This is a genomic window from Streptomyces sp. WMMC1477 (assembly GCF_027460245.1).
Taxonomy (GTDB): domain Bacteria; phylum Actinomycetota; class Actinomycetes; order Streptomycetales; family Streptomycetaceae; genus Streptomyces.
The window spans coordinates 894,896-921,406 of record NZ_JAPZBD010000003.1; the positions used below are offsets into that span (position 1 = coordinate 894,896).

19 protein-coding genes and 1 pseudogene are annotated in these 26,511 nt (G+C 73.8%); 15 read left to right on the forward strand and 5 right to left on the reverse strand.

Annotation, left to right across the window (positions count from 1 at the left end; genetic code table 11):
* Positions 1–29: 29 nt before the first annotated feature.
* Positions 30–1,484 (reverse strand): glyceraldehyde-3-phosphate dehydrogenase, encoded by a 1,455-nt coding sequence (locus O7609_RS04375; protein ID WP_269733584.1) that lies wholly within the window; start codon positions 1,482–1,484, stop codon positions 30–32.
* 279 nt (positions 1,485–1,763) lie between these two features.
* Between O7609_RS04375 and O7609_RS04380 the strand changes: the two genes are divergently transcribed.
* The 3 genes from O7609_RS04380 to O7609_RS04390 all read left to right on the forward strand — a co-directional run bounded on the left by O7609_RS04380 (position 1,764) and on the right by O7609_RS04390 (position 2,954).
* Positions 1,764–2,198: a DUF7144 family membrane protein gene (locus O7609_RS04380; RefSeq protein ID WP_269733585.1), complete on the forward strand. Its 435-nt coding sequence runs from the start codon at positions 1,764–1,766 to the stop codon at positions 2,196–2,198.
* Between the two features lie 85 nt (positions 2,199–2,283).
* Positions 2,284–2,406, forward strand: coding sequence for a hypothetical protein (locus O7609_RS04385; RefSeq protein ID WP_269733586.1), 123 nt, complete (start codon positions 2,284–2,286; stop codon positions 2,404–2,406).
* Positions 2,403–2,954 carry a potassium channel family protein gene (locus O7609_RS04390; RefSeq protein ID WP_269733587.1) on the forward strand — a complete coding sequence of 184 codons (552 nt, stop codon included), beginning with the start codon at positions 2,403–2,405 and terminating at the stop codon, positions 2,952–2,954. Before O7609_RS04385 ends, O7609_RS04390 begins: the two co-directional genes overlap by 4 nt.
* 20 nt (positions 2,955–2,974) lie before the next feature.
* Here the strand turns inward: O7609_RS04390 and O7609_RS04395 are convergent.
* Positions 2,975–3,817: pseudogene (locus tag O7609_RS04395) on the reverse strand (cation:proton antiporter); the annotation flags it as partial.
* Positions 3,818–3,916: 99 nt separating this feature from the next.
* Here O7609_RS04395 and O7609_RS04400 point away from each other — a divergent pair.
* Positions 3,917–4,594, forward strand: coding sequence for a hypothetical protein (locus O7609_RS04400; protein ID WP_269733588.1), 678 nt, complete (start codon positions 3,917–3,919; stop codon positions 4,592–4,594).
* Positions 4,595–4,751: 157 nt separating this feature from the next.
* Here O7609_RS04400 and O7609_RS04405 read toward each other — a convergent pair whose 3' ends face one another.
* On the reverse strand, positions 4,752–6,086 hold the full coding sequence (locus O7609_RS04405; RefSeq protein WP_269743100.1) for an SPFH domain-containing protein: 1,335 nt from the start codon (positions 6,084–6,086) through the stop codon (positions 4,752–4,754).
* Entirely contained in the window at positions 6,083–7,825 is a 1,743-nt protein-coding gene (locus tag O7609_RS04410; protein ID WP_269743101.1) for an SPFH domain-containing protein, read from the reverse strand. The genes O7609_RS04405 and O7609_RS04410 overlap by 4 nt, the downstream gene beginning before the upstream one ends.
* Before the next feature lie 368 nt (positions 7,826–8,193).
* Between O7609_RS04410 and O7609_RS04415 the strand changes: the two genes are divergently transcribed.
* From O7609_RS04415 to O7609_RS04440, 6 genes are all read left to right on the forward strand, one after another.
* On the forward strand, positions 8,194–8,550 hold the full coding sequence (locus O7609_RS04415; RefSeq protein ID WP_269733591.1) for a rhodanese-like domain-containing protein: 357 nt from the start codon (positions 8,194–8,196) through the stop codon (positions 8,548–8,550).
* Complete coding sequence (locus O7609_RS04420; RefSeq protein WP_269733592.1) at positions 8,547–9,965, forward strand: MBL fold metallo-hydrolase; 1,419 nt, start codon at positions 8,547–8,549, stop codon at positions 9,963–9,965. The genes O7609_RS04415 and O7609_RS04420 overlap by 4 nt, the downstream gene beginning before the upstream one ends.
* Complete coding sequence (locus O7609_RS04425; RefSeq protein WP_269743102.1) at positions 9,962–10,543, forward strand: rhodanese-like domain-containing protein; 582 nt, start codon at positions 9,962–9,964, stop codon at positions 10,541–10,543. The genes O7609_RS04420 and O7609_RS04425 overlap by 4 nt, the downstream gene beginning before the upstream one ends.
* Before the next feature lie 5 nt (positions 10,544–10,548).
* A complete protein-coding gene (locus O7609_RS04430; RefSeq protein WP_269743103.1) occupies positions 10,549–11,409 on the forward strand; it encodes a sulfite exporter TauE/SafE family protein in 861 nt (286 codons plus the stop codon).
* Between the two features lie 160 nt (positions 11,410–11,569).
* Positions 11,570–11,938, forward strand: a complete 369-nt coding sequence (gene trxA, locus O7609_RS04435; RefSeq protein ID WP_269733595.1) for a thioredoxin — start codon at positions 11,570–11,572, stop codon at positions 11,936–11,938.
* A gap of 43 nt (positions 11,939–11,981) precedes the next feature.
* Positions 11,982–12,248, forward strand: a complete 267-nt coding sequence (locus O7609_RS04440) for a metal-sensitive transcriptional regulator (protein ID WP_269733596.1) — start codon at positions 11,982–11,984, stop codon at positions 12,246–12,248.
* Positions 12,249–12,265: 17 nt separating this feature from the next.
* Here the strand turns inward: O7609_RS04440 and O7609_RS04445 are convergent, their stop codons facing one another.
* Positions 12,266–12,661, reverse strand: coding sequence for a DUF302 domain-containing protein (locus O7609_RS04445; protein WP_269733597.1), 396 nt, complete (start codon positions 12,659–12,661; stop codon positions 12,266–12,268).
* 590 nt (positions 12,662–13,251) lie between these two features.
* On the opposite strand from O7609_RS04445, the gene O7609_RS04450 reads away from it, so the two are divergent.
* The 5 genes from O7609_RS04450 to O7609_RS04470 all read left to right on the forward strand — a co-directional run bounded on the left by O7609_RS04450 (position 13,252) and on the right by O7609_RS04470 (position 26,286).
* Positions 13,252–14,649, forward strand: a complete 1,398-nt coding sequence (locus O7609_RS04450; protein ID WP_269743104.1) for an MFS transporter — start codon at positions 13,252–13,254, stop codon at positions 14,647–14,649.
* Positions 14,646–18,083 carry a type I polyketide synthase gene (locus O7609_RS04455; RefSeq protein WP_269733599.1) on the forward strand — a complete coding sequence of 1,146 codons (3,438 nt, stop codon included), beginning with the start codon at positions 14,646–14,648 and terminating at the stop codon, positions 18,081–18,083. The genes O7609_RS04450 and O7609_RS04455 overlap by 4 nt, the downstream gene beginning before the upstream one ends.
* Positions 18,080–24,088 (forward strand): MupA/Atu3671 family FMN-dependent luciferase-like monooxygenase, encoded by a 6,009-nt coding sequence (locus O7609_RS04460; protein WP_269743105.1) that lies wholly within the window; start codon positions 18,080–18,082, stop codon positions 24,086–24,088. Before O7609_RS04455 ends, O7609_RS04460 begins: the two co-directional genes overlap by 4 nt.
* Positions 24,085–25,578: a condensation domain-containing protein gene (locus O7609_RS04465; RefSeq protein ID WP_269733601.1), complete on the forward strand. Its 1,494-nt coding sequence runs from the start codon at positions 24,085–24,087 to the stop codon at positions 25,576–25,578. The genes O7609_RS04460 and O7609_RS04465 overlap by 4 nt, the downstream gene beginning before the upstream one ends.
* Before the next feature lie 144 nt (positions 25,579–25,722).
* On the forward strand, positions 25,723–26,286 hold the full coding sequence (locus O7609_RS04470) for a dihydrofolate reductase family protein (protein WP_269733602.1): 564 nt from the start codon (positions 25,723–25,725) through the stop codon (positions 26,284–26,286).
* Positions 26,287–26,511: the final 225 nt, after the last annotated feature.

The following is a 26,511-nucleotide window of genomic DNA, read 5'->3' on the forward strand; positions in this document are numbered from 1 at the left end:
GCCGGGCGGCCGGGTGCCGGCCTTTCTCGTCAGGCCACGGGGGCCGGATACGTCGGGTACTCGGCGCCGGAGACGTACTGGACGACGCGGACGACCTGGCAGGAGTAGCCGAACTCGTTGTCGTACCAGAGGTAGAGGATCGCGTTGTCGCCGTCGACCTTGGTGGCGCCGGCGTCGACGATCGAGGCGTGGCGCGAACCGATGAAGTCGTTGGAGACGGCGTCGGGGGCGCTGATGAAGTCGATCTGACGCTTCAGCGGCGAGGTGAGCGAGACGTTGCGGAGGTAGTCGAGCACCTCGTCGCGGTCGGTCTCGCGCGCGAGCTGGAGGTTGAGGATCGCAATCGAGACGTCCGGGACCGGCACGCGGATCGAGCTGCCGGTGATCTTGGCCTGGAGGTCGGGCAGGGCCTTCGCCACGGCGGAGGCGGCACCCGTCTCGGTGATGACCATGTTCAGCGGCGCCGAACGGCCACGGCGGTCCGACTTGTGGTAATTGTCCAGCAGGTTCTGGTCGTTCGTGAACGAGTGGACGGTCTCCACGTGGCCCCGCAGGACGCCGTACTCGTCCGCCATCGCCTTGAGCGGCGGCACGATCGCGTTCGTGGTGCAGGACGCGCAGGAGATGATCTGCTCGTCCTGCTTGATCGTGTCGTGGTTGACGCCGTGCACGATGTTGGGCACGTCGCCCTTGCCGGGCGCGGTCAGGATGACCTTGTCGATGCCGGGGCGCAGGTGCTTCGAGAGCCCCTCGCGGTCGCGCCACCTGCCGGTGTTGTCGATGAGGACGGCGTCCCTGATGCCGTAGGCCGTGTAGTCCACCGACGTCGGGTCGTCGGAGTAGATCACCTTGATCTCGTTGCCGTTGGCGATGATCTTGCTGCTCGCCTCGTCGACGGTGATCGTGCCCTGGAACTGGCCGTGGATCGAGTCGCGGCGCAGCAGGGAGGCGCGCTTGACGAGGTCCGCGCCGTCCGTCGCCCCGCTCCTGCGCACGACGATGGCACGCAGCCGCAGGCCGTTGCCGGAGCCCGCCTTCTCGATGAGCAGCCGGGCGACCAGCCGGCCGATGCGGCCGAACCCGTAGAGGACGACGTCGCGCGACTCGCGGCGGTCGATCTTGTTGGCACCCGTGGCTCCGGCGACGGCCTCGGCGGTGAACTCCTCCACCGACAGGCCGCGGTCGTCGGCCCGGTAGGTCGCCGCGAGCATGCCGATGTCGATCTGGGACGGGCCGAGATCGAGCGTGGTCAGGGCGTTCAGGAACGGCAGCGTCTCGGTGACCGACAGTTCCTCACCGGCGATCTGCCGGGCGAAACGGTGGGTCTTCAGGATGCTGACGACCGATTTGTTCACCAGGGAGCGGCTGTGCAGCAGGACCGTGACGTCCCGCTCGCGGTGCAGCTTGCCGATGATCGGAATCATCGACTCCGCGATCTCCTCGCGGTGCTTCCAGTTGGTGAACGTGTCCTCGTTGACAGTCACTGTTCATCTTTCGAGCTAGGCGGCGCTCAGATGATGCTACCGGGCGCCGTCCCGGCCGTGAAACGGGACCACCGCGAACGCGGCCACCACCGCTCTCACCAGCGGAAACCCGCTTCCGGGCAGGCGTCGGCGCCGCCACCGCCGCTGACCCCTCTCCCTCTCCCCCTCACCCGGACGGGTCAGCACGGCTCGCCGCGGCCCGGCCGGTCACCCAGGATCGGGTCCTGCCGCCGAGTGCGGCGGCGACGGCTCGGGGGCCGAAGGACGGAGAGGACGATCATGGCCGACACCCCTCACAACACGGCAGGCTCCACCCGGCACGCGAGCCCGGACGCCTCCGGCCTCTCCGGCGGGGTGATCTTCGCCGGTGTGCTGATGCTCGTGGTCGGCACCATGAGCATCCTCGTCGGGATCGGGGGCATCGCCGAGGACGACGTGTACGCCCGCGTCGGCGACTACGTCTACGAGTTCGACCTGACCACCTGGGGCTGGATCCACCTGGTCCTCGGCGCGCTCGTGGCCCTCACCGGCCTGGGTGTGCTCGCGGGTGCGCCCGTGGCGCGCGGCGTCGGCGTGGCGCTGGCGGTCCTCGTCGCCATCGCGCAGTTCATGTGGCTGCCCTACCAGCCGATCTGGTCCGTGGTGGTCATCGCAATCGCCGTGTTCATCATCTGGGCCCTGACCACCGACACCGGACGGAAGAAGGCCTTCTGATCCGCCGCCCGCCCCGCCCGCGCGACCCCGGCCCGGCACCCCCGCCGGCGCCGGGTCACGCGAGCCCGGGGGAGCGACGGCCCCGATGACCACCGCCGACGCGGCCCCGGACCCCGCCGGGCCCCTGCTCGTCGTCGCGGCCGTCGTCGCCGTCCTCGTCACGCAGTGGCCCCGGCGCCGGGAGGCCCGGACGGGCGGTGCGCCATGAGGTGGGCCCGGCCCGACCGCGCCACGGCCCGGACCCGACTCGCGCCATGGCGCTGGCCCCTGCTGGCCGTGGGCACCGCCGTGCTGGTCGCGGCGTACTTCGAGCTACCCCTCGGCCACCTCGGGCCCGACCGCCCGGCCCTGAGCTGGACCGTCTTCTCGGTCGCGCTGGTCCTGATCGCGGCCCTGCTGCTGCGGCAGATCCGCAACGTCCTCACCGAGCGCGGCGACACCCGCTCCGGGCTGGCCATCGCGGGGCTGATGTCTGTGACCGTCCTCGTGTTCGCCACCGCCTACTCCGCGCTCGCCCGGCAACCCGGCGAGTTCGACGGGCTGGAGACCCGGGTCGACGCGCTGTACTTCACCGTGGTCACGCTGGCCACCGTCGGCTACGGCGACATCAGCCCCAGCGGGCAGAGCGCACGCGTCGTCGCCATGGTGCAGATCGTCTACACCTTCGCCTTCCTCACCTCGGCCGCGACCGCCCTGTCGCGCCACGTGCGCAGCCGGCTCGAACACTCCCGGCAGGACGGCGAGCCCGAGGACTGAGCCCGCGCCCGCACGTCGGCTCACCAGGACTCCGAGGCCTCCCGCACGGCCGGCGCCCGCTCCGGACGGGCGGCCGTCCGGCGGACCCGCAGGGCGAGCAGCGGGAAGAGCAGCACCGAGGCCATCGCCGCACCAACGAGCGCCGCGGCCTCGTCGGCGTCGAGCACGTCGCCGTCGAGCCCGATGGCGGTGATGGCGACGACCAGCGGCAGACAGGTGGAGGAGTACAGAGCCAGCGCACCGCGGTCCGCGCGGCCCAGCCCCGGCGGCGCCAGGGCGAAGGCGGGCAGCCCCCGGACGACGAGGAAGAGCAGCAGGAAGACGGGCAGGAGCGCCAGCGCCCGCCCGCCGGACAGGAGCGAGTCGAGGTCGAACTCGATGCCGGTGACGACGAAGAACAGCGGGACGAGAAAACCGAAGCCCATGGCCTCGATCCGGCTCAGGACCGCCGCACCGCTCTCGGGCGCCGCGCCGGTGAGGACGAGACGCGTGAGCATGCCCGCGGCGAAGGCACCGAGCAGGACGTCGAGGCCGAACGCGGCCGACAGGCCGAACATGCAGACCAGCAGCAGCATGACGAATCGCATGGCGAACTGTCCGCTGCTGTGCAGCGTCCGGGTGACGATGTCCGCGAACCACGGCGGCCGGGGACGCAGCGCCCACACCACGGCGGCCGCCGTGAGCAGCGCGAAGGCGGCGAGGACCGCCGCGGACTCCCGTGGCCGCCGCCCGCCGAGCAGCAGTGCCATGGCGATGATCGGCCCGAACTCGCCCACCGCGCCGAACGCGAGGACGACGGTCCCGAACGGCCCGTCGAGGTCCCCCGCGTCCCGGAGGATCGGCAGCACGGTGGAACACGGGGTTCACCGCACCGTCGGGGGTGATCCGCCGGACCGGTCCGCCTCCCCTGAGAGGCCGTACAAAACTCGCGCCGCGCGGCGGGCCGGGCCCACGATCCAAAGGTGGCGGAGAGAGAGACCCTGGACGGGTGGCACGAGCTGATCCTGACGGCCGTCATCGCGCTGGCGGCCGTGGGCACGGCCTGGGCCGGCTTCCAGAGCGCCAAGTGGGGCGGCGTCCAGGCGAACTCCTACGCGCAGGCCTCGGCGTCCCGCACGGAGTCGACGCGTCAGTCCACCACGGCCGGACAGTTCGTCACCATCGACGTGATCACCTTCACGGACTGGCTCGCGGCCCTGCAGGAAGAACGGGACGCGGAGGGCAGGGAGTCCTCCCTCGACGGCTACGAGCCCGATCCCGACACACTCTCGGGCGAGTTGTTCAACCGGTTCCGCACCGAGTTCAAGCCCGCGGTACGAGCCTGGCTGGACACCAGACCGCTGAGCGACCCGGACGCACCGTCGACGCCGTTCGCCATGCCCGAGTACCGCCCAGCCACCCTGGACGAGGCCGAGACGCTGCTGAAGGAGGCCGAGAGCCTCTCCGCCAAGGCGAGGCAGGCGAACCAGCGCTCCGACAACTACGTCCTCACGGCCGTCCTCTTCGCGCTGGTCCTGTTCTTCGCCACCCTGACCCAACGGGCTTCGCGGGGCCGCAGCAGGGTCCTCCTGCTCTCCCTCACGATCGTCACCCTGCTCTCGGCGGTGACCCTCCTGGTCACGTTCCCGATCCAGATCTGAGGCCGCGGGCGGAACGGAGACGGTGCACCGCGAACCGCCCTCTTCCCCCCTCTCCCGACCGGCGCACGGGGCGGCGCGCGCGACCGACGGAGGGCGTGTCACCCGCGCGGCGCACGGGTGACACGCCCTCGGCCGGACGGTCAGGCCGGTACCGGCGTCACCGGGTGCCGTCCTCCGGCGCCTCGTCCCAGGCGGCGTCGTCGCCGGCGGGCAGGGACCCACCGGACGGCAGGGCCGTCATCCTCGGCAGCAGCTGCGCGGCGAGCAGCGTCGACAGAGCGGAGCTGTCCCCGCCGCCGTCGGTGCGGACGACCACCGGGCGCGGCGCCTTCGCCGCCAGCTCGGCGCCCACCTCCAGCCGCCGGCGGGCCAGCTCGTACTGGAGCACCGCGCGGTTGTCGCGGTACGCCTTGGCGAGGGCACGCTGCGCGCGGGCCTCGTTCTCGGCGGCGATGAGGCCGCTGCGGCCCCGCGTCTCGATCTCGAACCGCACCCGCTGCGCGTTGGTCTCCTGCTCCTCCAGCAGCTGGGCGACCTCCTCGCGGGCCCGGTTGAGCGCGGCCCGCACCTCGACGATGCGCGCGTCGCGCACCTTCTTGGCCCGCTCGATGTCCATGCCCAGGCTGTCGATCCGGCGCTTGCGGGTGAGGCCCCACTCCTGGTCGTAGGCCGTGCGCTCCTTGGCGACCCGCTCCCGGGTGGCCAGGTGCTGCTGGTACTGGGCCGGCAGCTGGACGTCCGGGATGTTGGAGCCGGTGATGCGCACGCCGTAGCGGGAGAGCAGGTGGTTGAGGAGCTCCTGCATGTCCGCAACGTCCGAGCCGCGCAGGTCGTAGGCGCGCTCGGTCTGCACCTGCCGGGCCCGCTGCCGGATGGCGTCCTGGACGGCGCTGGACAGCACCAGGTCGAAGTTGCCCGCGCCGATCGTCCGGACGAAGAGCACCGCGTCGGTGATGCGGAACTTCAGGAAGAACTCGATCGACCTCAGCGGCACGTTCTCCCGCGTGGGGCAGGCCATCACGGGGGCCGAGTACGGGATCTCGGTGGCCGTGTCGACCACGAAGTCGACCCGCGACCAGGGGTGCCACAGGTAGTGGCGGCCCGCGTCCAGCGTGCGGGTGACGGCGCCGTACCGGGTCAGGACGCCGTGGGTGCCCTGCTCGATCTCGACGATCGAGGAGCGCCACCACCACAGCAGGCCGAGCACGAGCAGCAGCACGCCGACCGTGTAGGAGAACCCGGCGAGGGCGCCGTAGGCGGTGTCGGACACCCCGTCGGACCCCGACTCACGCACCGTCAGCATGACGCTGGCCAGCAGTGCGAACAGGCCGAGCCACAGCGGCAGCATCCACCACAGCCGACGCCGGTGGCGCGGGATGATGACCGGGATCAGCGTCCCCGCCTCGCCGCCGCGCAGCAGTTGGGCGACCTCGCTCCAGGGCGCCACGGCCTCGGAGATGACCGACCTTCGGTTCACATGGGTGCTGCTCACTTGTCGGCCTCCTCGGAGAAGTCGGTGACGTCGGTGAGGTCAGGGACGCCGGGGTCGTCGGTGGCGGCCGGGGAGGCCGGGGAAGCCCCGACGGGGTCGGCGGGGCCTCCGCTCTCGGGGTCGGCGGGCGTCGCGGCGGCCTTTGCCGGCACCGTCGGCCGGTCGGCGGCCAGCAGTGCCTGCACCTCGCTCTCCCGCGCGGCGATCCGCTCGCCCACCTCGGCGAGCCGCTCGCGCACGGCCGCCATGTCGCCCTCGGAGAACAGCTCGTCCCCGTGCTCGCCCACCAGCTCGCGGGCCAGCCGCAGGAAGTCGACCCCGGCGGCGTCGCCGTCCCCGGTACCGCCGATGCGGACCAGGCGTGGCAGGTGCTCGGCGACCCGCTCCAGGGCGTCCAGGACCTGCTGCTGGTAGCGGTACTCCAGGATCTCCGGGGCCTCGGCCGCCGTCACCGCCCGGATGTCGAGGGCCTGGGCCTCCAGCAGCGCCGCGTTGGCCTTCGCCTCGGACTCCGCCTGCACGTACCGCTGACGGGCCAGCGCCTCGGCCCGGTTGGTCTCGCGCTCCACGGCGGTGTCCATCTGCGCCTGGTACTGCGCGATCTCCGCCTTGATCGCGGAGAGCGTCTCGTGGCTGGCCGCCAGCTCCTTGGTCAGGTCGCCCTCGTCCTGCTCCTTGCGCAGCATCAGCGCGTACTCGTGCGTGTAGGCCTCCTTGGCCATCCGGACCATCTCCGGAGCGGCCAGGTCCATGCGGTAGCCGCGGTCGGCCGGCTCGGCGTGCGTGATGTTCGCGTTCGTCAGCTCGACCGCCGGCCGGAACTGCTGGTTGAGCTGCTCCAGCAGCCGCCCGGTGTCCTCGCCGACCATGTCGTAGATTCCGGCCGCCTCCTGCTCGTAGATGAGGCTGCGGATCGTCTCGCTGACGGCGTTGCCGAGCTTCTCCTCGAAGCCGCGCACCGCGCCGAGCGTGTAGACGAACTCGGTCGGGTCGCTGATGCGGAACTGGATGAAGAGGTCGATCGACGCCTTGACCCCGCCCTTGGTGGGCGCCTCGCGCACCGGCGCGTTGAACGGGTACTCACGGGTGGTGTTGACGATGTACGACACCCGTTTCCACGGGCTGATCAGAACGACCCGTCCGGGCCCGACGACCTTCTCCAGCTTCCCGAACCGGGTGATCAGGGCCTGGCACCCGTCCGGGACCATCACCATGCCCTGCCGCCACCAGACGAAGGCGACCGCGGCCACGGCGACGAACCAGTAGTGGAGCCCGAACAACGGGTTCGTCAGCGGGGAGTCGTCCACGGTCGCCACCACGGCGGTCCCGATCGCCCCCAGGACCAGCAGGCACAGCACCGGGAGCATGCTCAGGAACGAGCGCCCCTTCGGCAGCACCATCGGGCAGATCACATGTGTCTGCTCGCCGCGCGTGCCCTCCTGCCCGCTCTGGTTGAGCGCCTCCCCCGCCTCGTCGAGCGGCACGGTCCGCTGCGCCATCACGGTCGCGATCGAGCCGCCCTGCTCCCGGGCCGCCGGGAAGTCCGCCGGGTCCATCCCCTCGGACCGCGGCTCCCGTGCCTCCTCACCGGCTCCGCCCTGCTCCTGCGGGCTCCGCTGCCCGCCGTGTGAGCCCCCGGCGCGCCGTCGGAGCTCCTCCTCGGCCACCTGTCGCGGATCGGCGCCGGAAGCCACCGCCGAGGCGACCCTTCGAAGGTTCTGCGCCCGTGATTGCGCCACGGTTCCCCCTCTGTCGTGTCGTACGTCCCCGCCATCTCACACCACGGACGCCACATCGCGAACCACCGGGCCCCGACTGTTACCGCACGGCAAGACCCTGTTGCCTCCGGGCACGGGCGGGGACTCCGTATCCGGCCGACGGGCGGCAGAGGGGTTGCCGGAACGGACGGCGCCCCCACCGCCAGCGCACGGGGAGAGCCGAAACCGGTGAAAGCGGTGGGGCGGTTACCGGATCCGACGGGACCCCCGACGTGTGAGGCACATCACTCTCAGATACCCCCCGGGGCATAAACGAAGTCTTGTTACGGTTGAGCCGTGCATACCCCCCCCCGGGTATCAATCACGACAAGCAGGCAGGAGTTCCCCGCATGGTTCCCGAGATCGACCAGCAGAGGTTCGCCGAGGCGCACGCCGCAGGTGCCCTCGTCGTCGACGTCCGCAACAGCGGCGAGTACCGCGCCGGCCACGTCCCCGGCGCCCGGTCGGCGCCGCTGGCCGTCCTCACCCTGGACCTCGCCGCACTGCCCAAGGACCGGCCGGTCCACGTGATCTGCCAGAGCGGCGGCCGCAGCGCGCAGGCGACCTCCCTGCTCCGCGACCTGGGCTACGACGCCCACAGCGTCAGCGGCGGCACCGCCGCCTGGATCGACGAGGGCCGCCCCGTGGTGACGGGTGACGAGCCCGGCACGCCCGCCGCCCCCGCCGGCTCCGAGGAGACGCGATGATCACCGTTCTGCCTGTCGAGACCCCCGGCCTGGGCGACCGCACCTACCTCGCCCACGACGGCTCCGTGGCACTGGTGGTCGATCCTCAGCGTGACTACGACCGCGTGACCGCGCTGGCCGACGCCGCCGGAGTGCGGATCACGCACGTGTTCGAGACGCACATCCACAACGACTACGTCACCGGCGGCCTGGCCCTGGCCCGCGAGGTCGGCGCGCAGTACCTGGTCAACGCCGACGACGAGGTGTCCTACGAGCGGACCGCGGTGTGCGACGGCCAGCTGATCGAGGTCGGCGACGGCATGCGGGTGCGGGTGATCCACACCCCGGGCCACACTCACACGCACCTCTCCTACGCCCTGGAGGCCGACGGGGAGCAGGTCGCGGTGTTCACCGGCGGCTCCCTGCTGTACGGCTCCACCGGACGCCCCGACCTGCTGGGCCCTGACCACACCGACACCCTGGTACGCGCCCAGTGGCGCTCGGCGCGACGGCTGGCGGACGAACTGCCCGACGAGACGGCCGTCTACCCCACCCACGGGTTCGGCTCCTTCTGCTCCGCGACCCAGGCCACCGGCCTGGCCAGCACCATCGGGCAGGAGAAGCGGACCAACACCGCGCTGACCGCCGACGAGGAGGCCTACGTCGCCCAGCTTCTGGCCGGCCTGGACGCCTACCCCGCCTATTACGCCCACATGGGCCCGGCCAACTCCGCAGGCCCCGGCGCGCCGGACCTGTCCCCGCCGTCCGTGGCGGATCCGGCCGAGCTGCGCCGCAGGATCGAGGCCGGCGAGTGGGTGGTGGACCTGCGCGACCGTACGGCCTTCGCCGCCGGACATCTGGCCGGCAGTCTCAACTTCGGCCTGGACGGCCCGTTCGTCACCTATCTGGGCTGGCTGATTCCGTGGGGCACCCCGCTCACCCTGCTCGGGCAGAGCGCCGGGGACGTGGCCGAGGCCCAGCGCGAGCTGGTCCGCATCGGCATCGACCGCCCGGCCGCGATGGCCACCGGCGGCCCCGAGGACTGGGCCGGCGGCGAGCCCCCGGCCGCCTACGAGCGCGCCACCTTCGGCGCTCTGAAGGCCGCCCTGACCGGCGATGACGTCGTCGTCCTGGACGTACGCCGGGACCAGGAGCGCTCAGAGGCGCACATCCCCGGCACGGTGCACATCCCCGTCCACGAGGTGCCGGACCGTCTCGGGGAGATCCCCGCGGGCCGCGTCTGGGTGCACTGCGCCGGAGGCTACCGCGCCGGAGTGGTCGCCGCACTGCTCCACGCCCGCGGCCGCGACGTCGTCGCCGTCGACGACAGCTTCGACCACGCCCTCGACCTGGGGCTGTGCGCCCTCCCCTCCGAGACGCCCGCGACCTCCGCGACCTCCGCAACCTCCGACAACCGACAGGAGACCAACGCGTGACCACCCCCACCACACCCCGCGGCCTGACCGCCGACGCACTGCGCGCCAAGCTCGACTCGCCCCACCCGCCGCGCCTGCTCGACGTCCGCTCCCCGGCCGAGTTCGAGGGAGCGCACATTCCCGGCGCCTACAACGTCCCTCTGGACACCCTCCGTGAGCACCGTGAGGAGCTGACCAGGCACCTGGACACCGACGTGGTGCTGGTGTGCCGCTCCGGCCAGCGCGCCGACCAGGCCGAACGCGCGCTCGCCGAGGCGGGACTGCCCGGTCTGGCGGTCCTGTCGGGCGGCATGACCGCGTGGGAGAAGTCCGGGGCACCGACCAACTACGGCCAGGAGCGCTGGGACATGGAGCGCCAGGTCCGCCTGGCCGCCGGGGCCCTGGTGCTGCTCGGTGCCGTCGGCAGCTTCTTCCTCCCCGGCCTCCAGGCGCTGTCCGCGTTCGTCGGCGGCGGACTGGCCTTCGCCGCGATCAGCAACACCTGCGCCATGGGCGTGCTGCTGTCGAGGATGCCGTGGAACCGCACACCGTCCTTCGACCCGCGCAAGGCCGTAGCCCAGCTCGCCCACGGCAGGTGAACGTCATGACGCTGACGCTCGTCCTGGCCCTCGCCCTGCTGGTCGGCGTATCCCTCGGCCTGCTCGGGGGAGGCGGGTCGATCCTCACCGTGCCGCTGCTGGTCTACGTCGCGGGCATGGACGCCAAGGAGGCCATCGCCACCTCCCTGTTCGTCGTCGGCGTCACCTCCGCCGTGGGCCTGGTCAACCACGCCCGCGGCGGACGGGTCCGCTGGCGCACCGGCGTCCTGTTCGGAGCGGCCGGCATGGCCGGCGCCTACACCGGCGGACTCATCGGCGGCCACATCCCCGACGCGGTCCTCCTGATCGCCTTCGCGGTCATGATGATCGTCACGGCCGCCGCCATGCTCCGCGGCCGCCGCGATGTCGACCCGCACCGAGCCCACCGGCAGCTCCCGGTAGGACGGGTCCTGCTGGACGGCGCGGCGGTCGGCCTGGCCACCGGCCTGGTCGGCGCGGGCGGCGGCTTCCTCGTCGTCCCCGCCCTGGCCCTGCTCGGCGGCCTGCCCATCCCGGTGGCCATCGGCACGTCGCTGCTGGTCATCGCGATGAAGTCCGCCGCGGGCTTCGCCGGCTACCTGTCAAGCGTCCCGATCGACTGGACCCTGGCCCTGGCCGTCACCGCCTTCGCGGTCGCCGGCAGCCTCGCCGGGGCCCGGCTGGCCGGACGCGTGCCCGCCCACGTCCTCTCCCGGCTCTTCGCCTGGTTCGTGCTGGCCATGGGCATCTTCGTCCTGGCCCAGCAGGTCCCCGCGCACATAGCGGTCCCGGTCCTGGCGGCCATCGCCGCGCTGGGCGCCGGAGCGGGGGTCTGCTACGGCTTCGTCGCCCGCTGCCCGCTGCGCCGGGCCGTCCACCCAACCTGACCCCCGTCCCGGCACTACACCGCTGCCCCGGCGTACCACCCTCGGCGCGCCGGGGCAGCGGTATGCCGTGCCGTCTGGGGAATGAACGGCCACGTTCCGGTGTTCTTTACCCCAAGGGGTATTAATGCCACCGCTCTCACACAACGGAAGGAACGATCCCGTGAGCACCGTCGCCCTCACCGCCGCGGACTTCGAGAAGACCGTCACCGGCAACGACATCGTCCTGGTCGACTTCTGGGCCACCTGGTGCGGACCGTGCCGGATGTTCGCCCCCGTCTACGAGAAGGCCTCCGAGGCCCACTCCGACATCCTCTTCGGCAAGGTCGACACCGAGGCGGAACGGGCGCTCGCCGCCGCCGCGGACATCACCTCGATCCCCACTCTGATGGCCTTCCGCGAAGGCATCCTGGTCTTCTCCCAGCCCGGCGCCCTGCCGCCGCAGGCCCTGGACCAGCTGATCACCGCCGTCCGCGGACTCGACATGAACGAGGTCCGCGCCTCCCTCGCCACTCAGAGCCCCGGCCGGTGACGGCGGCCGGGGCCCGGACCGGCCCGGTGAAAGGAAGAAACCCATGGTCCAGCTCCCCGCCGACGAGGCGCGATCGGCCGCCAACCGCCTCAAGCGTGCCCAGGGCCAGCTCGTCGGCGTCGTACGCATGCTGGAGGAAGGGCGCGACTGCGAGGAGGTCATCACCCAACTCGCCGCGGCCAACCGCGCGCTGGACCGGGCCGGCTTCGCCATCGTCGCCAGCGGCCTCAAGGAGTGCCTGAGCCGGGAGGGCGGCGCCGACAGCCTCGACACCCGGAAGATGGAGAAGCTCTTCCTCTCCCTCTCCTGATCCTCTCACCCGGGCGGTCAGCCGGGGGACAGGGCGTGCAGGGCGGCGTCCAGGCGGGCGGTGGCCTCCTCGGCGACAGGTCCGAGGGCGTCGAGACCCGTGAGGGTGACCATGGTGCCCGGGTCGAGGGCCTGGACGAGCACGTGGTCGCCGTCCCGCCGGACGACGACGTTGCACGGCAGGAGCAAGCCGATGGAACGGTCGGCTTCCAGGGCGCGGTGGGCCAGGGGCGGGTTGCAGGCACCCAGGATCAGGTAGTCCTCCATGTCATGGTCGAGCTTGGTCTTCAGGGTGGCCGTCACGTCGATTTCGGTGAGCACACCGAATCCCTGGTCGGCCAGGGCCTGCCGGACGGCGGCGACGGCGGCGTCGAAGTCGGTGGTGGCCAGGCGGACGGTGCGGTGGTAGGACACGGTGCGCGGCTCCTTCGGTCGGAAGACCTGGTTCCCTGACAGCCCGACGGGTACCCGTCGGGGCGGACGCGATACCGGGCGATATCCGGGTCAGGCCACGAAATGCCTCCTGACTCTACGGAGAGGCCAGACCGCGGGCGTCGTCGGGCGGGAAATGCGCGTCGCCGCCGCAGCCTCCGTTCCGATTCTTCTCCGGATTCGCATCGGCTCCGGGGAATCCGGCGCGCTGACGCGCACCCCGGTGGCGGAGAACGCCACGGCACGGACGACACGATCCGGGATACACGGAAGGTCCGGTTCCCGACTTTCCACACGGTACGTCCCAGTGTGCGACCCGCCGGTGCCCCGCTGAGCGAACGCGATGTCCGGCACTCCGGATGACCACGCTGCGGGACCGCCACCCCGCGCAGGCCCGTCCGCACCTCAGACGTTCACGGACCGTCACGGAACTCCGTTGCGACAGCGGCTACTTGGGGTCCTGAGCACCATTGACGCGCGTAGCCTGCTCCGGGCATATTCTCCCTCGAGCTCTCCCATGGGGAAATCGTCCGGATTCAGTGACCGCTTTTTCAGCGCAGGGAATTCACATAGTGCGATACTTCCGTTTCCTCGTGGCCGGACACGCGGTGTCCGCGTACGGCGTCTTCCTCAATCTCATCGCACTGAACCTGTTCGCCTACGAGACGACCGGCAGCGCCCTGCAGACCGGGTTACTCATGGCGCTCCGGCTGTTCGCCGGGGTGGCCGGCGGCGCGCTCATGGGCTCCCTGTCCCATCGATTCGATCTGAAGCGGGTCCTGGTCCTGGCCGAATTCGCCCAGGGAACAGCGCTGCTCAGCCTGGCCGTGTTCCAGGACACCACCGGAAACGCGCTCCTGTACGGGGTGGTGTGCGTGGCGGGGCTGTGTTCGACGTCCTCCACCGTCGCCCTGCGGACCGCGATCCCGGCCATGGTCGGCGCCGACCAGCGCGTCTGGGCCAACGGGCTGCTGGCGAGCTGCCGTTCGGTGGCGATGGTGGCCGGGTTCGCCTCGGCCGGCGTCGTCGTCTCGCTGCTCGGCTACACCGCGGCCTTCGTCCTGGTCGCCGGAACCTTCCTGCTGGCCGCGCTCAACCTCGCCTGGCTGCCGTTGCGCACCCGCACGGGCGACGAGGAGGACGAGGGTGAGGGCGGGGAGGCGGCCCCGGGCCGGGCCGCGGCGCGGGGCGCGGGACGGGTCTCCGGATGGCTCGGCCGCTGGGCGCTCCTCGGCTTCCTGCGGCTCTACCCGCTGGTGCTGATGCTGCTCATGGTCCGGGCCGTGGACGGCTTCGGCTCGTCCGCGCACAACGTGGGCCTGCCGATCCAGTCCCGCGCGCTGGACCCGGCGCACCCGGCCGTGTTCATCAGCCAGTTCTGGGCCATCTGGGCGGTGGGCAACATCCTCGCCCAGCGGCTGGTCACCCGGTACGCCAAGCGGCACGGGGCACCCTCGGAGCGCGCCTTCGCGGTGGGCGTCATGGTGATGTCGGCCGCCTTCATCCTGGCCTTCACCGGCCTGCCGCTGTGGCTGGCCGTCCCGGTGACGCTGCTCGCGGGCATGGCCGACGGCTTCACCGAGAACACCTACATCTCGCGGCTCCAGGCCCTTCCGGAGAAGCGGCGGGGCGCGGTGTTCGGGCTGTGCGTGACGGTGGAGAACACCAGCTTCGGCGTGGGCATGCTCGTCAGCGCCGCGCTGATGGAGCGGTACACGCCGCTGACGGTGGTCGGCGTCATGCACGGCGCGGCCCTGGTCTGCGGTCTCGCCCTGCTCCTGGCACACCGGCGGCTGGCGGCCGCCACCGGCCACGCCGACGGCGCCGAGGGTGATGACGGTGCCGAGGGTGATCGGACCGCCGCCGCGCGGGGGCCCGCCCCGAAGCCCGGCGCCGCGGTGCCGGGCGCCCGGACGACGCCGTCCGGGCGCCCCGAAGCAGCCCGCGCCGACGACGGAGCCACACCGTGAGCGCCGGCGCCACGCGGCGGCGGATCGCCCTGGTCGGCATGGCTCTGCGGCTGCCGGGCGCCGACTCCCCCGAGGCGTTCTGGCACACCATCCGCTCCGGCACCAGCCACATCCGGCGGTACACCCCCGAGGAGCTCGTCAGGGCCGGGGTGCCCCGCGAGACGGCCGAGGCGGAGGGCTTCGTCGGGGCGACCGCCACCATCCCCGGCATCGACCGCTTCGACGCGCCGTTCTTCTCCATGAGCGGCACCGAGGCGGAACTGACGGACCCCCAGCAACGGCTGTTCCTGGAGTGCGCCCACCACGCGCTCGAACACGCCGGGTACGCGGGCGGCCAGCGCGGCCTGCGCACCGCCGTGTACGCCAGCACCGGATACCACCTCTACGGGCTGCGCTCCTACCTGCACCAGCAGTCGCTGGCCGGGCCCGACGACGGTGGCTGGATGTACGGGTTGCACCGAACGGTCGGCGGCTACGCGGACTTCACCGCGAGCCGGACGGCCTTCCGGCTCGGGCTGACCGGCCCGGCGGTGGGCGTGCAGACCGCGTGCTCCAGCTCGCTGGCCGCCGTCCACCTCGCCCGGCAGGCCCTGCTGACCGGAGACGCCGACCTGGCGCTGGTGGGCGCCGCCGCGCTGCACGTGCCCCAGGTGCTGGGCTACCCGCACGTCAAGGGAAGCATCCTCTCCCGCACCGGCCGCTGCCTGCCGTTCAGCGCCGAGGCCGACGGCACGGTGGGCGGCAACGGGGTGGCCGCGGTGGTGCTCAAACGCCTCGACCGCGCCCTGGCCGACGGCGACACCGTGCACGCGGTGCTGCGCGGTACCGCCCTGAACAACGACGGCGGGGCGAAACGACACTTCACCGAGCCCTCCGCACGAGGTCAACGCGCCGTCATCCGGGCCGCGCTGGCCGCCGCCGAGACCACGGCGGACCGGCTCGGCTACGTCGAGACCCACGGCACCGGCACCTACAAGGGCGACCCGATCGAGTACGCGGCGCTGGCCCGGGTGCACCGGGAGCAGAGCGCGCGGACCGGCTACTGCGCCCTGGGCTCGGTGAAGGCCAACATCGGCCATCTGGACGTGTGCTCGGGCCTGGCCGGGCTGATCAAGGCCGCGCTGGTCGTCCGGTACGGCACCATCCCGCCGCTGGCCGGACTCACCGCGCCCAACCCGCTGCTGACGCTGGAGGGCGGCCCCTTCCGTCTGCCCGCCCGCGCCCACCGCTGGCCGGAGGGCGACGGCCCGCGGCTGGCCGGGCTGACCTCACTCGGGGTGGGCGGCACCAACGCGCACGCGATCGTCGAGCAGCCCCCGAGCCGCGCCGCGGCCCCGGGCACGGCGCTGCCGACCGGCACGGCACGGCCCACCGCCCGCACGCCCGCCCCACCGGCCCCCGCGGCCCCGGCTCCTCCCGCTGCCCCCGCGGTTTCGGCCACCCGCGCCGTGCCGGCCGTTCCCGCTGTCCCGGCGCCCGGCGTCGTGCCGCTCTCGGGGCGGGATCACGCGGCGCTGGTCGCGGGGGCACGGCGGCTGCGGCGGCATCTCGCCCTGCACCCCGACGTCCGGCAGGCGGACCTGGCGACCACGCTGGGGCTCGGCCGCCGCGCACTGCGGCACCGGCTGGCCCTGACCGGCGAGGACCCGGCCGGTGTCGCCCGGTCGCTGGACGCCTTCCTCGCCGCCGGGGCGCGGGACGAAGATCCGGCCTCACCGGCCCCCGCGAGCGGCGACGGCTGGTCCAGCGGGGTGACGCCGCGGGCGGAGCAGGCCCCGCTGGCCTGGGTGTTCAGCGGTCAGGGCGGGGCACGGCGCGGTATGGCGAGGGAGCTGTACGCCCGTTTCGCCCCCGTGCGCGAGGTGCTGGACGCCTGCGAGGAGCAGTACCGGGACGCGTACGACGCGTCCCTGCTGGCCGAACTGCTGGGTACGGAGGGCGACCGGCCGCCGGGCACCGGCACCGGTCAGCCGGCGCTCTACGCCCTGCAGGCGGCCCAGGTACGGCTCTGGCGCGAGCTCGGCCCCGCGCCGGACCTGGTCGCCGGGCACAGCGTGGGCGACTTCGCCGCCCTGCACGCCGCCGGGGTGCTGTCCCTGACGGACGGGCTGCGGCTGACCGCCGAGCGGGGACGGCTGATGGAACGGGAGTGCGCCCCCGGCGGCATGCTCGCGGTCTTCACCGACCGGGCCGCCGTCGACGCGCTGCTCGCCCGGCATCCGCGGCTGTGCCTGGCCGTCGTGAACGGCGAGCGGCACCACGTGGTCGCCGGTCCTGGGGCGGTCGTCGACGAGGCCGCGCGGGACCTGGCCGGGCGGAACACGCGGTCCCGGCGGCTGGCGGTGGACCGGGCCTTCCACAGTCGGCTGGTCGACCCGGTGCTGCCGGCGCTGCGCACCCTGGCCGACACCGTGGGCTGGGCGCCCGCCCGCGTGCCCCACGCCGTCGGCCCGGACGGTGGCCTCGCCCCGGCCGGGAGCACGCCGGACGGGGACTGGCTCGCCCGGCACGCCCGGGAGAGCGTGCGCTTCGACCGCGTGCTGACCGAACTCACGGCGGCGGGCTGCGGACTCGTCCAGGAGCTCGGTCCGGACGCGGTGTTGAGCGGGCTGGCCGCGCGGGAGTCCCCGCGGCTCACGGCACTGCCCACCCAGCGCCCGCGGGCGGGGACCCGCCCGCTGTGGCACGCGCTCGGCGCCCACTACTGCCGGGGCTACCCGGTGCACTGGGCCGAGCTGCTCGAAGGCTGCGGCGGCGGGCGGATCCCGCTGCCCGGATACGCCTTCCAGCGCCGGAGGTACTGGACGGGGCCGGCACTCGCCGAGCCCACCGTGGCGGCGACGCCCGGAACCGACGAAGGAGACGGGGAGACGATGCGGGAACTCGAGCCGATTCTGGCGGACGTGCGAGCCCGGACGGCCACACATCTGGGTGTCGACGTCGCCGACTGCGACCCGGAGGTGCCCTTCTTCGACCTGGGCGCCGACTCCCTGCAGATGATCAACATGCTGCAGGAGCTGGAGCACGGCTACGGCGTGAAGGTCGGGATGCGCGAGCTGTTCGAGGAGGCCGACACTCCGCTGCGGCTGGCACGGCTGATCGTCGAGCGCGGCGGCCGGGCCGCCGAAGCCCCGGCCACCGACGCCACGGCCGGTGCGACACCGGCCACCGAGGCCCCGGACGGTGCGGACGGCTCCGTCCGCCCGCCCCGGGCACCCGCGGCCGCCGTCCCGACGCCTCCGGCCGCGGCCCCGGCGGCCCGGGAGGCGGGCCCCGCGCCGGGCGAGGACGCGTACGCGACCCGGGCACAGCTGGCCGACCTCTCCGCCCGGATCGAGCAACTGGCCGAACACCAGGCCCAGCTGATGCGGCAGCTCACACTGCTGCTGGACGCCCAGCTCGCCGCCCGCCCGAACGGTCAGGTGGCCCGATGAGCGCCCTGGACGAGGTCGCCGAGCTCTCCGCCCGGATCGAGGCGCAGCTCGCCCGGCTCCACGGCACCGCACCCGCCGGGCCGTCCCCCGCCATACCCGCGACTCCGCCCCCGTCCCCCGCCACACCCGCGGCTCCGCCCCCGTCCTCCGCCGCCGAGGCCGAGGCCGGCTCGCCGCCGGTGGTGCACGGGCCGCGCGTGTCGGTCCCGCGGGACGCCTCGATGGCCGCCGACGGCGTCCCCGGCACCCGGGCCCACCTGGCCGACGTCATCCAGCGCTTCACCGCCCGCACCGCCCGTTCCAAGGAGCTGGCCCAGCGGCACCGCCGGGTCCTCGCCGACAGCCGGGCCACGGTCGGGTTCCGCAGCAGCACCAAGGAGATGCTCTACCCCCTGGCGGCCGCCGGGGCCCGCGGCCCGCGGCTCACCGACGTGGACGGCAACGACTACGTCGACATCACCATGGGCTTCGGCACCCTGCTCTTCGGCCACGAACCGGAGTTCCTCACCGAGGCGCTGCGCGAGCACCTCGCCTGCGGGCTCCGGCTCGGCCCGCGCGGACCGGAGGCAGGGGAGGCCGCCGAACTCCTGGCCTCCCTCACCGGGATGGAACGGGTCGCCTTCGCGACCTCCGGCACGGAGGCCAACGCCTCCGCGATCCGGCTGGCCCGCGCCGCCACCGGACGGGACAAGATCGTCGTCTTCCACGGCGCGTACCACGGCCACGCCGACGCCACCCTGGGCCGCGGCGTCGTCCAGGGCGGCGAGCGCACGACCGTAGCGCTGTCCCCGGGCATCGCCCCCGGTGCGATGAGCGACCTGATCGTGCTCGACTACGGCGACGATGTCGCCCTGGAGGTCATCGCCGAGCACGCCGAGGACATCGCCGCCGTCCTGGTGGAACCGGTGCAGAGCCGCCGGCCGTCGCTGCGGCCCGTGGACTTCGTGCGACGGCTGCGCGAGCTGACGGCGCGCCGGGGCATCGTCCTGCTCTTCGACGAGATGCTCACCGGGCTGCGCCCCCACCCGCGCGGAGCCCAGGAGCTCTACGGCGTCGTCCCGGACCTGGCCACCTACGGGAAACTGCTCGGCGGCGGCTACCCGGTGGGCGCCATCGCCGGGCGGGCGGACCTGCTGGACGGGGTGGACGGCGGCGCCTGGAGCTTCGGCGACGACAGCTACCCGGCCCGCGAGACCACCTTCTTCGGCGGCACCTACCTCCAGCACCCCCTGGTCATGACGGCCGCCCGCGCGGTGCTCGGCCACCTCACCGAGCAGGGACCCGCGCTCCAGGAGCGGCTCAACGCCCGTACCCGGGAGTTCGCGGACTCGCTCAACCGCCTCTTCGCCGAGGAGGAGTTCCCGCTGCGCGTGGCGCACTTCGGCTCGATGTTCCGCTTCGAGCACCGCGCCAACATGGAACTCCTCTACCACCACCTGATCCTCAAGGGCGTCTACGTCTGGGAGTGGCGGAACTTCTTCTTCTCCACCGCGCACGACGAGGGCGACATCGCGCGGGTGCACGACGCGGTGGTGGACTCCCTGCGCGAGCTGCGCGCGGCGGGCTTCTTCCCCCGCCGCACCCCGCCCGCCGCGGCCCCCGTGGCTCCCGGGACCGCCCGCGCCGCCTCCGCCCCCGCCACGGCGGCCGGCCGGGACGCTCCGGAGCGTCCGGCCCCGGAACTCAGTCTGTACTTCTTCGGCGACTACCCGCAGGACGACGGGGAGGCCGAGGGAGCCACCGCCGCCGCGTCCTACGAGACCATCACCGAGGCCGCCCGCTTCGCCGACCGGGCCGGCTTCCACGCGCTCTGGCTGCCCGAACGGCACTTCCACTCCTTCGGCGGACTCTTCCCGAACCCGTCCGTCCTGGCGGCTGCCCTGGCCCGCGAGACCGAACGGATACGGCTCAACGCCGGTTCCGTGGTGCTGCCGCTGCACGACCCGGTCCGGGTGGCCGAGGAGTGGTCGGTCGTGGACAACCTCTCCGGCGGCCGGGTGGGCATCGGCTGCGCGCAGGGCTGGAACGCCCGCGACTTCGTCTTCTTCCCCGAACGCTTCGGCGCGCACCGGGAGCTGATGTACGAGCAGGCCGAGCAGGTGCGGGAGCTGTGGCGCGGTGGAACGCTGCGCAGGCGCACCGGGGACGGCGAGGCGGACATCACCCTGTACCCGCGTCCCGTGCAGCACGAGGTGCCGCTGTTCACCGCGATCGTGGGCAACCCGGAATCCTACGAGCGGGCGGCCCGGCACGACCTGGGCGTGGTCACCAACCTCATGGGCCAGTCCCCCGAGCAGCTCGCCGAGAACGTCGGGCGCTACCGGCGCGCCCGAGCGGCCGCAGGGCTGGACCCCGACGCCGGACACGTGGCGGTGCTGCTGCACACGTATCTCGACGACGACCAGGAGCGGGCCAGGACCTCCGCCTACCGGCCCCTGCTGCGCTACATGCGCTCCTCGCTCTCCCTCTTCGGCCAGATGACCAGCAGCCTGGGCGGCAGGATCGACCTCGGCGCGCTGAGCGAGAGCGACCTGGAGGCGGTCTTCAGCCGCGCCTACGAGCGCTACTGCGACCAGCGGGCACTCATCGGCACGCCGGAGAGCTGCCGCCCGGTGATAGAGCGGCTGCGCGCGGCGGGCGTGGACGAGGTCGCCGCCCTGGTGGACTTCGGCGTCTCCCCGCGGGCGCTGCTGGACGGCCTGCCGAGGCTGGACGCCCTGCGCCGGGCGGTCCACGACGCCTCCCACGACGACTTCCAGGGCGACGACCACCGCGAGGCCGGACGGCGGCCCGAGGAGCGGGAGTCCGTCCGGGCCACCGGAACCCCCGCGCCCGTCGCCTCTCCGCCGGTTCCCCCGGAGCCCCGGGAGGGGCCGCTGTCACCGGGGCAGCAGCGCGTCTGGATCAGTCAGCGCACGCACCCCGGCGGCACGGGCTACAACGAGGCGGGCGTCGTCCGGCTGGACGGCGAGCTCGACGTGCCCGCACTGCGCCAGGCGTTCGCGCGTCTGGTGGACCGGCACGGCGCCCTGCGCACGGTCTTCGCCACCGTCGACGGCGAACCGCGCCAGCGGGTCCGGCCGCCGGGCGCGGCCGGTGCCCCCGCGCTCCCCGAGCTCATCGTCGAGGACGCCGCCGGGCGAGCCGAGGCCGACGTGGCGCGCGAGGCGCTGGCGGCCGAGGGCGCCCACCGCTTCGACCTGGAACGCGGGCCGCTGTGGCGCGTCCGGCTGCTGCGGCTGGCCGAACGCCGCCATCTGCTCGTGCTGGGCTTCCACCACATCGTCGTGGACGCCGCCTCGCTGGAGGTGTTCAGCCGCGACCTGTCCGCGCTCTACCGCGCGGCCCTCACCGGCGGCCCCGCCGAGCTCCCCGCCCCGGGCACCGACTACGTGACGCACGCCGCCCGGCTGCGCGCGGAGCTCGGCTCGGCCCGGCAGCAGACGGACCTCGCGTACTGGCGGGACGCCCTGCGGGGCGCTCCGCCGGTGCTGTCCCTGCCCACGGACCGGCCACGCCCCGAGGTGCCGAGTTCCCGCGGCTCCTGGGTGCGCCGCGAGCTGGACCCCGAACTCGCCGACGCCGTCCGGGCGCTGGCCCGCGGCTCCCGCGTCACCCCGTTCATGACCCTGCTGGCCGGGTGCGCCGCGCTGCTGGGCGAGGTGAGCGGGCAGCGGGACCTGGTCGTCGGCACCCCGGTCAGCGAACGGCCGGAGGACTGCCGGGACACCATCGGCTTCTTCCTCAACACCCTCGCCCTCCGGCTCGATCTGACCGGGGACCCCTCCTTCCGGGACCTGCTCACCCGGGTCCGCCGCACCACGCTGGACGCCTACGACCACGCGGCCGCGCCCTTCGACGCCGTCGTCCGGGCCACCGCCGCGCGGCGCGACGTCAGCCGCTCACCGGTGTTCCAGGTGCTCGTGGAGTACGAGACCGGCGAGCCCTTCGCCCTGGACCTGCCGGGGGTGAGCGCGGAAGCGGTGGCGATCGGCGCCGACAAAGCGCTGGTGGACCTGGCCTTCTACCTCACCGCGAGCGCCCAGGGCATCGGCTGCCGACTGGAGTACCAGACCGACCTGTTCGACGAGGAGACCGCGTCCGGCCTCCTGGCCCGGCTCGACGACGTGCTGCGGCGCGCCGTCGCCGCGCCCGACGCGCCGCTGAGCGCCCTGCGCGGTGTCCTGCACGGCCCGCGCCGGGCGCTGCCCGCGACCACGGTCGACCGCCTCGTCGCGGAGCAGGCCGCCGCCCACCCGGACCGCCCGGCCGTGCTGGACGCCGACGGCACCCTCGGATACGGGCGGCTCCTCCAGCGCGCCGAGCGGCTGCGCCGTCGGCTGCCCGACCCGGAGCCGGACTCCGACGCCCCGGTGGCGCTCTGGCTGCCCCGCTCGGCCGCCCTGGTGACCGCCCAGCTCGCGGTCCTGCGCTCCGGGCGCGCCTTCCTGCCGCTCGACCCGGGCCTGGGCGCGCAGCGCGTCTCTGCCGTCCTGCGGGACAGCGGCGCCCGGCTCCTGCTCACTCACCCCGACGCTCCCCCGGTGCCGGACGTGCCGGAGCCGGTCGCGGTGCTCTCTCTCGCCGACGAGACGGGTGCCGCGGGCCTGCCGGACCGTCCGCCCGCCGACCCGGACCCCGACCGGGCCGCCTGCGTCATCTACACCTCCGGCTCCGAGGGCACGCCCAAGGGCGTCGTCGTCACCCACCGCGGACTGCTCAACATGGTGCGCTGGCAGCACCGCCGGTTCGGCACCGACGCGAACGCCCGGGCGGCGATGGTGTGCAGCCAGAGCTTCGACGCCGCGCTGCTGGAGGTCTGGCCCGCGCTGACCGCCGGGGCCTCGCTGGCCGTCGCCGGGGACGACGTCCGCCTCGACCCGCGGGCGCTGGCGCGCTGGTACGGCGCGCGGGAGGTCACCTTCGCCGTCCTGCCCACCGCGCTGGCCGAACAGCTGCTCTCGCTGCCCGACGACCGGCAGCCGCGCCTGCGCCACCTGGCCACCGGCGGGGACGCGTTGCGGGTCCGGCCGCCCGCCGCCGCCCCGTACGAGACGGTCAACATCTACGGGCCGACCGAGGGGACCGTCCTGGTGACCGCGCACACCGTCGCCCCCCGGGGCACCGCCGAGGGACCCGTCCCCATCGGCCGTCCGATCGACAACACGCGGCTGCACGTCCTGGACGCCGACGGGCGCCCCGTGGCCCCGGGCGAGCGGGGCGAGCTGCACCTCACCGGCGCCGGAGTCGCCGCCGGCTACCACCGGGACCCCGCACGCACCGCCCGACGCTTCCGCACCCGCCCGGACCTGGACCCGGACGTCCTCTACGCCACCGGCGACCTCGTGAGCACCGACGAACAGGGGCGGCTGCTCTACCACGGGCGCCTGGACGACCAGGTGAAGATCCGCGGCTTCCGGGTGGAGCCCGCCGAGGCGTCCCACGCGCTGCGGAGCCTGCCCTCCGTCGCCGACGGCGCCGTGCTGGGCCGCAAGGACGGCAGGGGCGAGTCGGTCCTGGCCGGATACGTGGTCCCGCCGGGCCCGCGCCCCGCCGACCCGGCGGCGTTCCTGGCCGGAGTGGAGCGCGAGCTGTCCGCGCTGCTGCCCGACTACCTGGTGCCCCGCAGCTGGGCGCTCCTGGAGACGCTGCCGCTGAACGCCAACGGCAAGCTCGACCGCGCCGCGCTCCCGGAGGCGCGCGTCCCCCGGCCGGACGGCACGGCGGGGCGGACCGCCCCGGAGCCGGTCGACGCCACCGCCCGGCTGCGGAAGCTGTGGGCCGCCGAACTCGACTGCGCCGAGCAGGAACTGGAGGAGGACGCGTCCTTCTTCACCCTCGGCGGCGACTCGCTCGGGGCGATCCGGCTCGCCGGACGGGTCAGCGAGGAGTTCGGCACCGACTACCCGGTGGTGGAGTTCCTGCGCCGCCCGACGCTGCGCGCCATGCGGGCGCGGGTCACCGACGACGCGCCCGGTGCCGGACGGGTCCGGGGGGCGGTGTGAGCACGCTGGAGAGGCTGGACCTGGAAGCGCTGCTGGAGCACCTGACCGCCCGGGACATCCGGCTCACCCCGGACGGCGGCCTGCTGCGCTACGACGCCCCCGCCGACGCCGCCGGGCCCGCCCTGGAGGCGGCGCTGCGGCGCCACAAGGAGCCACTGCTCGCCTGGGCCGCCGGGAGACCGGTGGTCCTCGCCCGCGAGCGCGCCGCCGACGGGGCCGCCGACCTGGCCCTGCGGCACTCCGCCGAGACCCGCCCGGAGACGTGGAACGTCGCGATCGCCATGGATCTGCGCGGACCGCTGGCCCCCGAGGCACTCGGCAGCGCCCTCACCGCCCTGACCGCCCGCCACGAGGCGCTGCGCAGCCGCTTCGTCCCGGCGGCGGACGGGGTGTGGCAGGAGGTCCTGCGCGCCGCCCCGGCCTCTCTGCCCACCGAGGACCTCCGCCCCCTCGCCCCCGCCGCCCGCGAGGCCCGGATCGCCGAGGCCTGCGCCGAACTCGCCGGCCGCCCCTTCGACCTGACGGAGGGCACCCACCCCAGGACGCGGCTGCTGCGGCTCGCGGACGAGGAGTGGCGGCTCGTGCTCGTCCTGCACCACGTCACGGTCGACGGGCGGGCCTTCAGCGTCCTGCTGCACGAACTCGGCGTCCTCTACCGGCAGGCGGCCGGCGACACGGGCGTCCCCGCACTCCCGCCCGCCCCCTCCTGCGTCGCCCACGCCCGCGCCGAGGCCGCCCGGGCCCCGGACGAGTACGAGGAACGACGCCGTCTCGCCTTCTGGGCCCGCGAGCTGGCCGCCGCCTCGGCCGCGTGCGACCTTCCCCCGGACCGGCCCCGGCCCCCGCGGCTCTCCGGCCGCGGGGCCACCGACCGCGTCGCGGTCGAACCCCGGGTCCGGGAGGCCCTGGAGTCCTTCGCCCGCGGACACGGCACCACCCCCTTCGCCGTCACCCTGGCCGCGGCGGTACGGATGGTGACCACCCTGAGCGGCCGCTCGGAGGTCGTCCTCAACACCTCCTACGCCAACCGCCCCGACCCGGCCTCCCAGTCCCTCGTGAGCTGCACCGCCACGGCCCTGCCCCTGCGCGTCCGCTGCGAGCGGGACGACACCTTCGCGGCGCTCTGCGCACGCGTGCACGCCCAACTCGTCGAGGGCATCGCCCACCTGCTGCCGTACGGCCGCATCCGGGAGGGCCTGGCCCGCCACCACGACCTGGACGTGCCCGCCCCGCTGCCGTTCAGCATGACGTACCAGAACACCCTGGACACCGCCCTCGACCTGCCCGGCCTGACCGTGGAGCTGGTCGACCTCCACCCGCCCGGCGCCCGCCGCGACTGCACCCTCGGCTTCACTCCGCTCCCCGACGGCTCGGGCGAACTCACCGCCGAGTACTCCACCGACCTCTACGACCCGGGGACGGTCAGAGGCTGGCTGGACGCCTGGGTCACCCTCCTGGCCGGCCTGGAAGCGGCGGAGCCCGTGACGTAGTCGCACCGCCGGTGCGGCACGACACACCCCGTCGTGGGCCACCCCGCAGACCCAGACCGGGTAGGACGGACGCAGGCAGCAGGTCGGCGCCGCGCTGGCGCCCCGGACCGACCGTGCCCCGGACCGGCGGAGGACGTGAACACGATGAGCGATGCGCGCACCGAACACGGCAAGGTGGTCGTCAACAGGTCGATGTCGCTGGACGGCTTCATCGCCGGTCCCGGCGACGCGATGAGCTGGATCTTCGACTTCATGGAACCGGACGCGTTCCCGGAGATCGCGGCGGCCACCGGCGCCATGCTCGTCGGCCGGCGGACCTACGAGGTGGGCGCCGCGATGGCGGCGGAACAGCCCGGCGGCGCCGGCTACCCCTTCTCCGGCCCCGTGTTCGTCCTCACCCACAGGCCGCCTCAGACGTCCGACGCGGAGGTCACCTTCCTCACCGGTGACATCGCGGAAGCGGTCGCCACGGCACGCGCGGCGGCGGGCGGCAAGAACCTGGAGATCCTGGGCGCCGACGTCGCCGCCCAGTGCCTGCGCCGGGGGCTCGTCGACGAGATCCTGGTGTACGTCCTGCCGCTGCTGCTCGGCGACGGCGTCCGCTTCTCGCCCCCGGGCCTCGGCAGGGTCGGCCTGGAACCGGTGAGCAGCACCCGTGCGGGCGCCGTCACCGTCCTCCGCTTCCGCGTCCCCGGCGCCGCGGCGTAGTGGCCGAGCGCCGCGCCCGCCCCGGGAACACCGCCCCGCCGAGCGCTGCCACGACACCGCCGAAGTCTGGCGAGCGTCACGCCGAAGGAGAGGGCCGGCTTCCCGGCCGACGGCTCGATCACGCCACGGAGCCATGCCCCGCCCGGGTCGTGAGGAATCGCCGAAGGCCGCTACCCGGAATACGGATAGCGGCCTTCGGCGCGCTGCCTGGTGCCCACGTTCGGC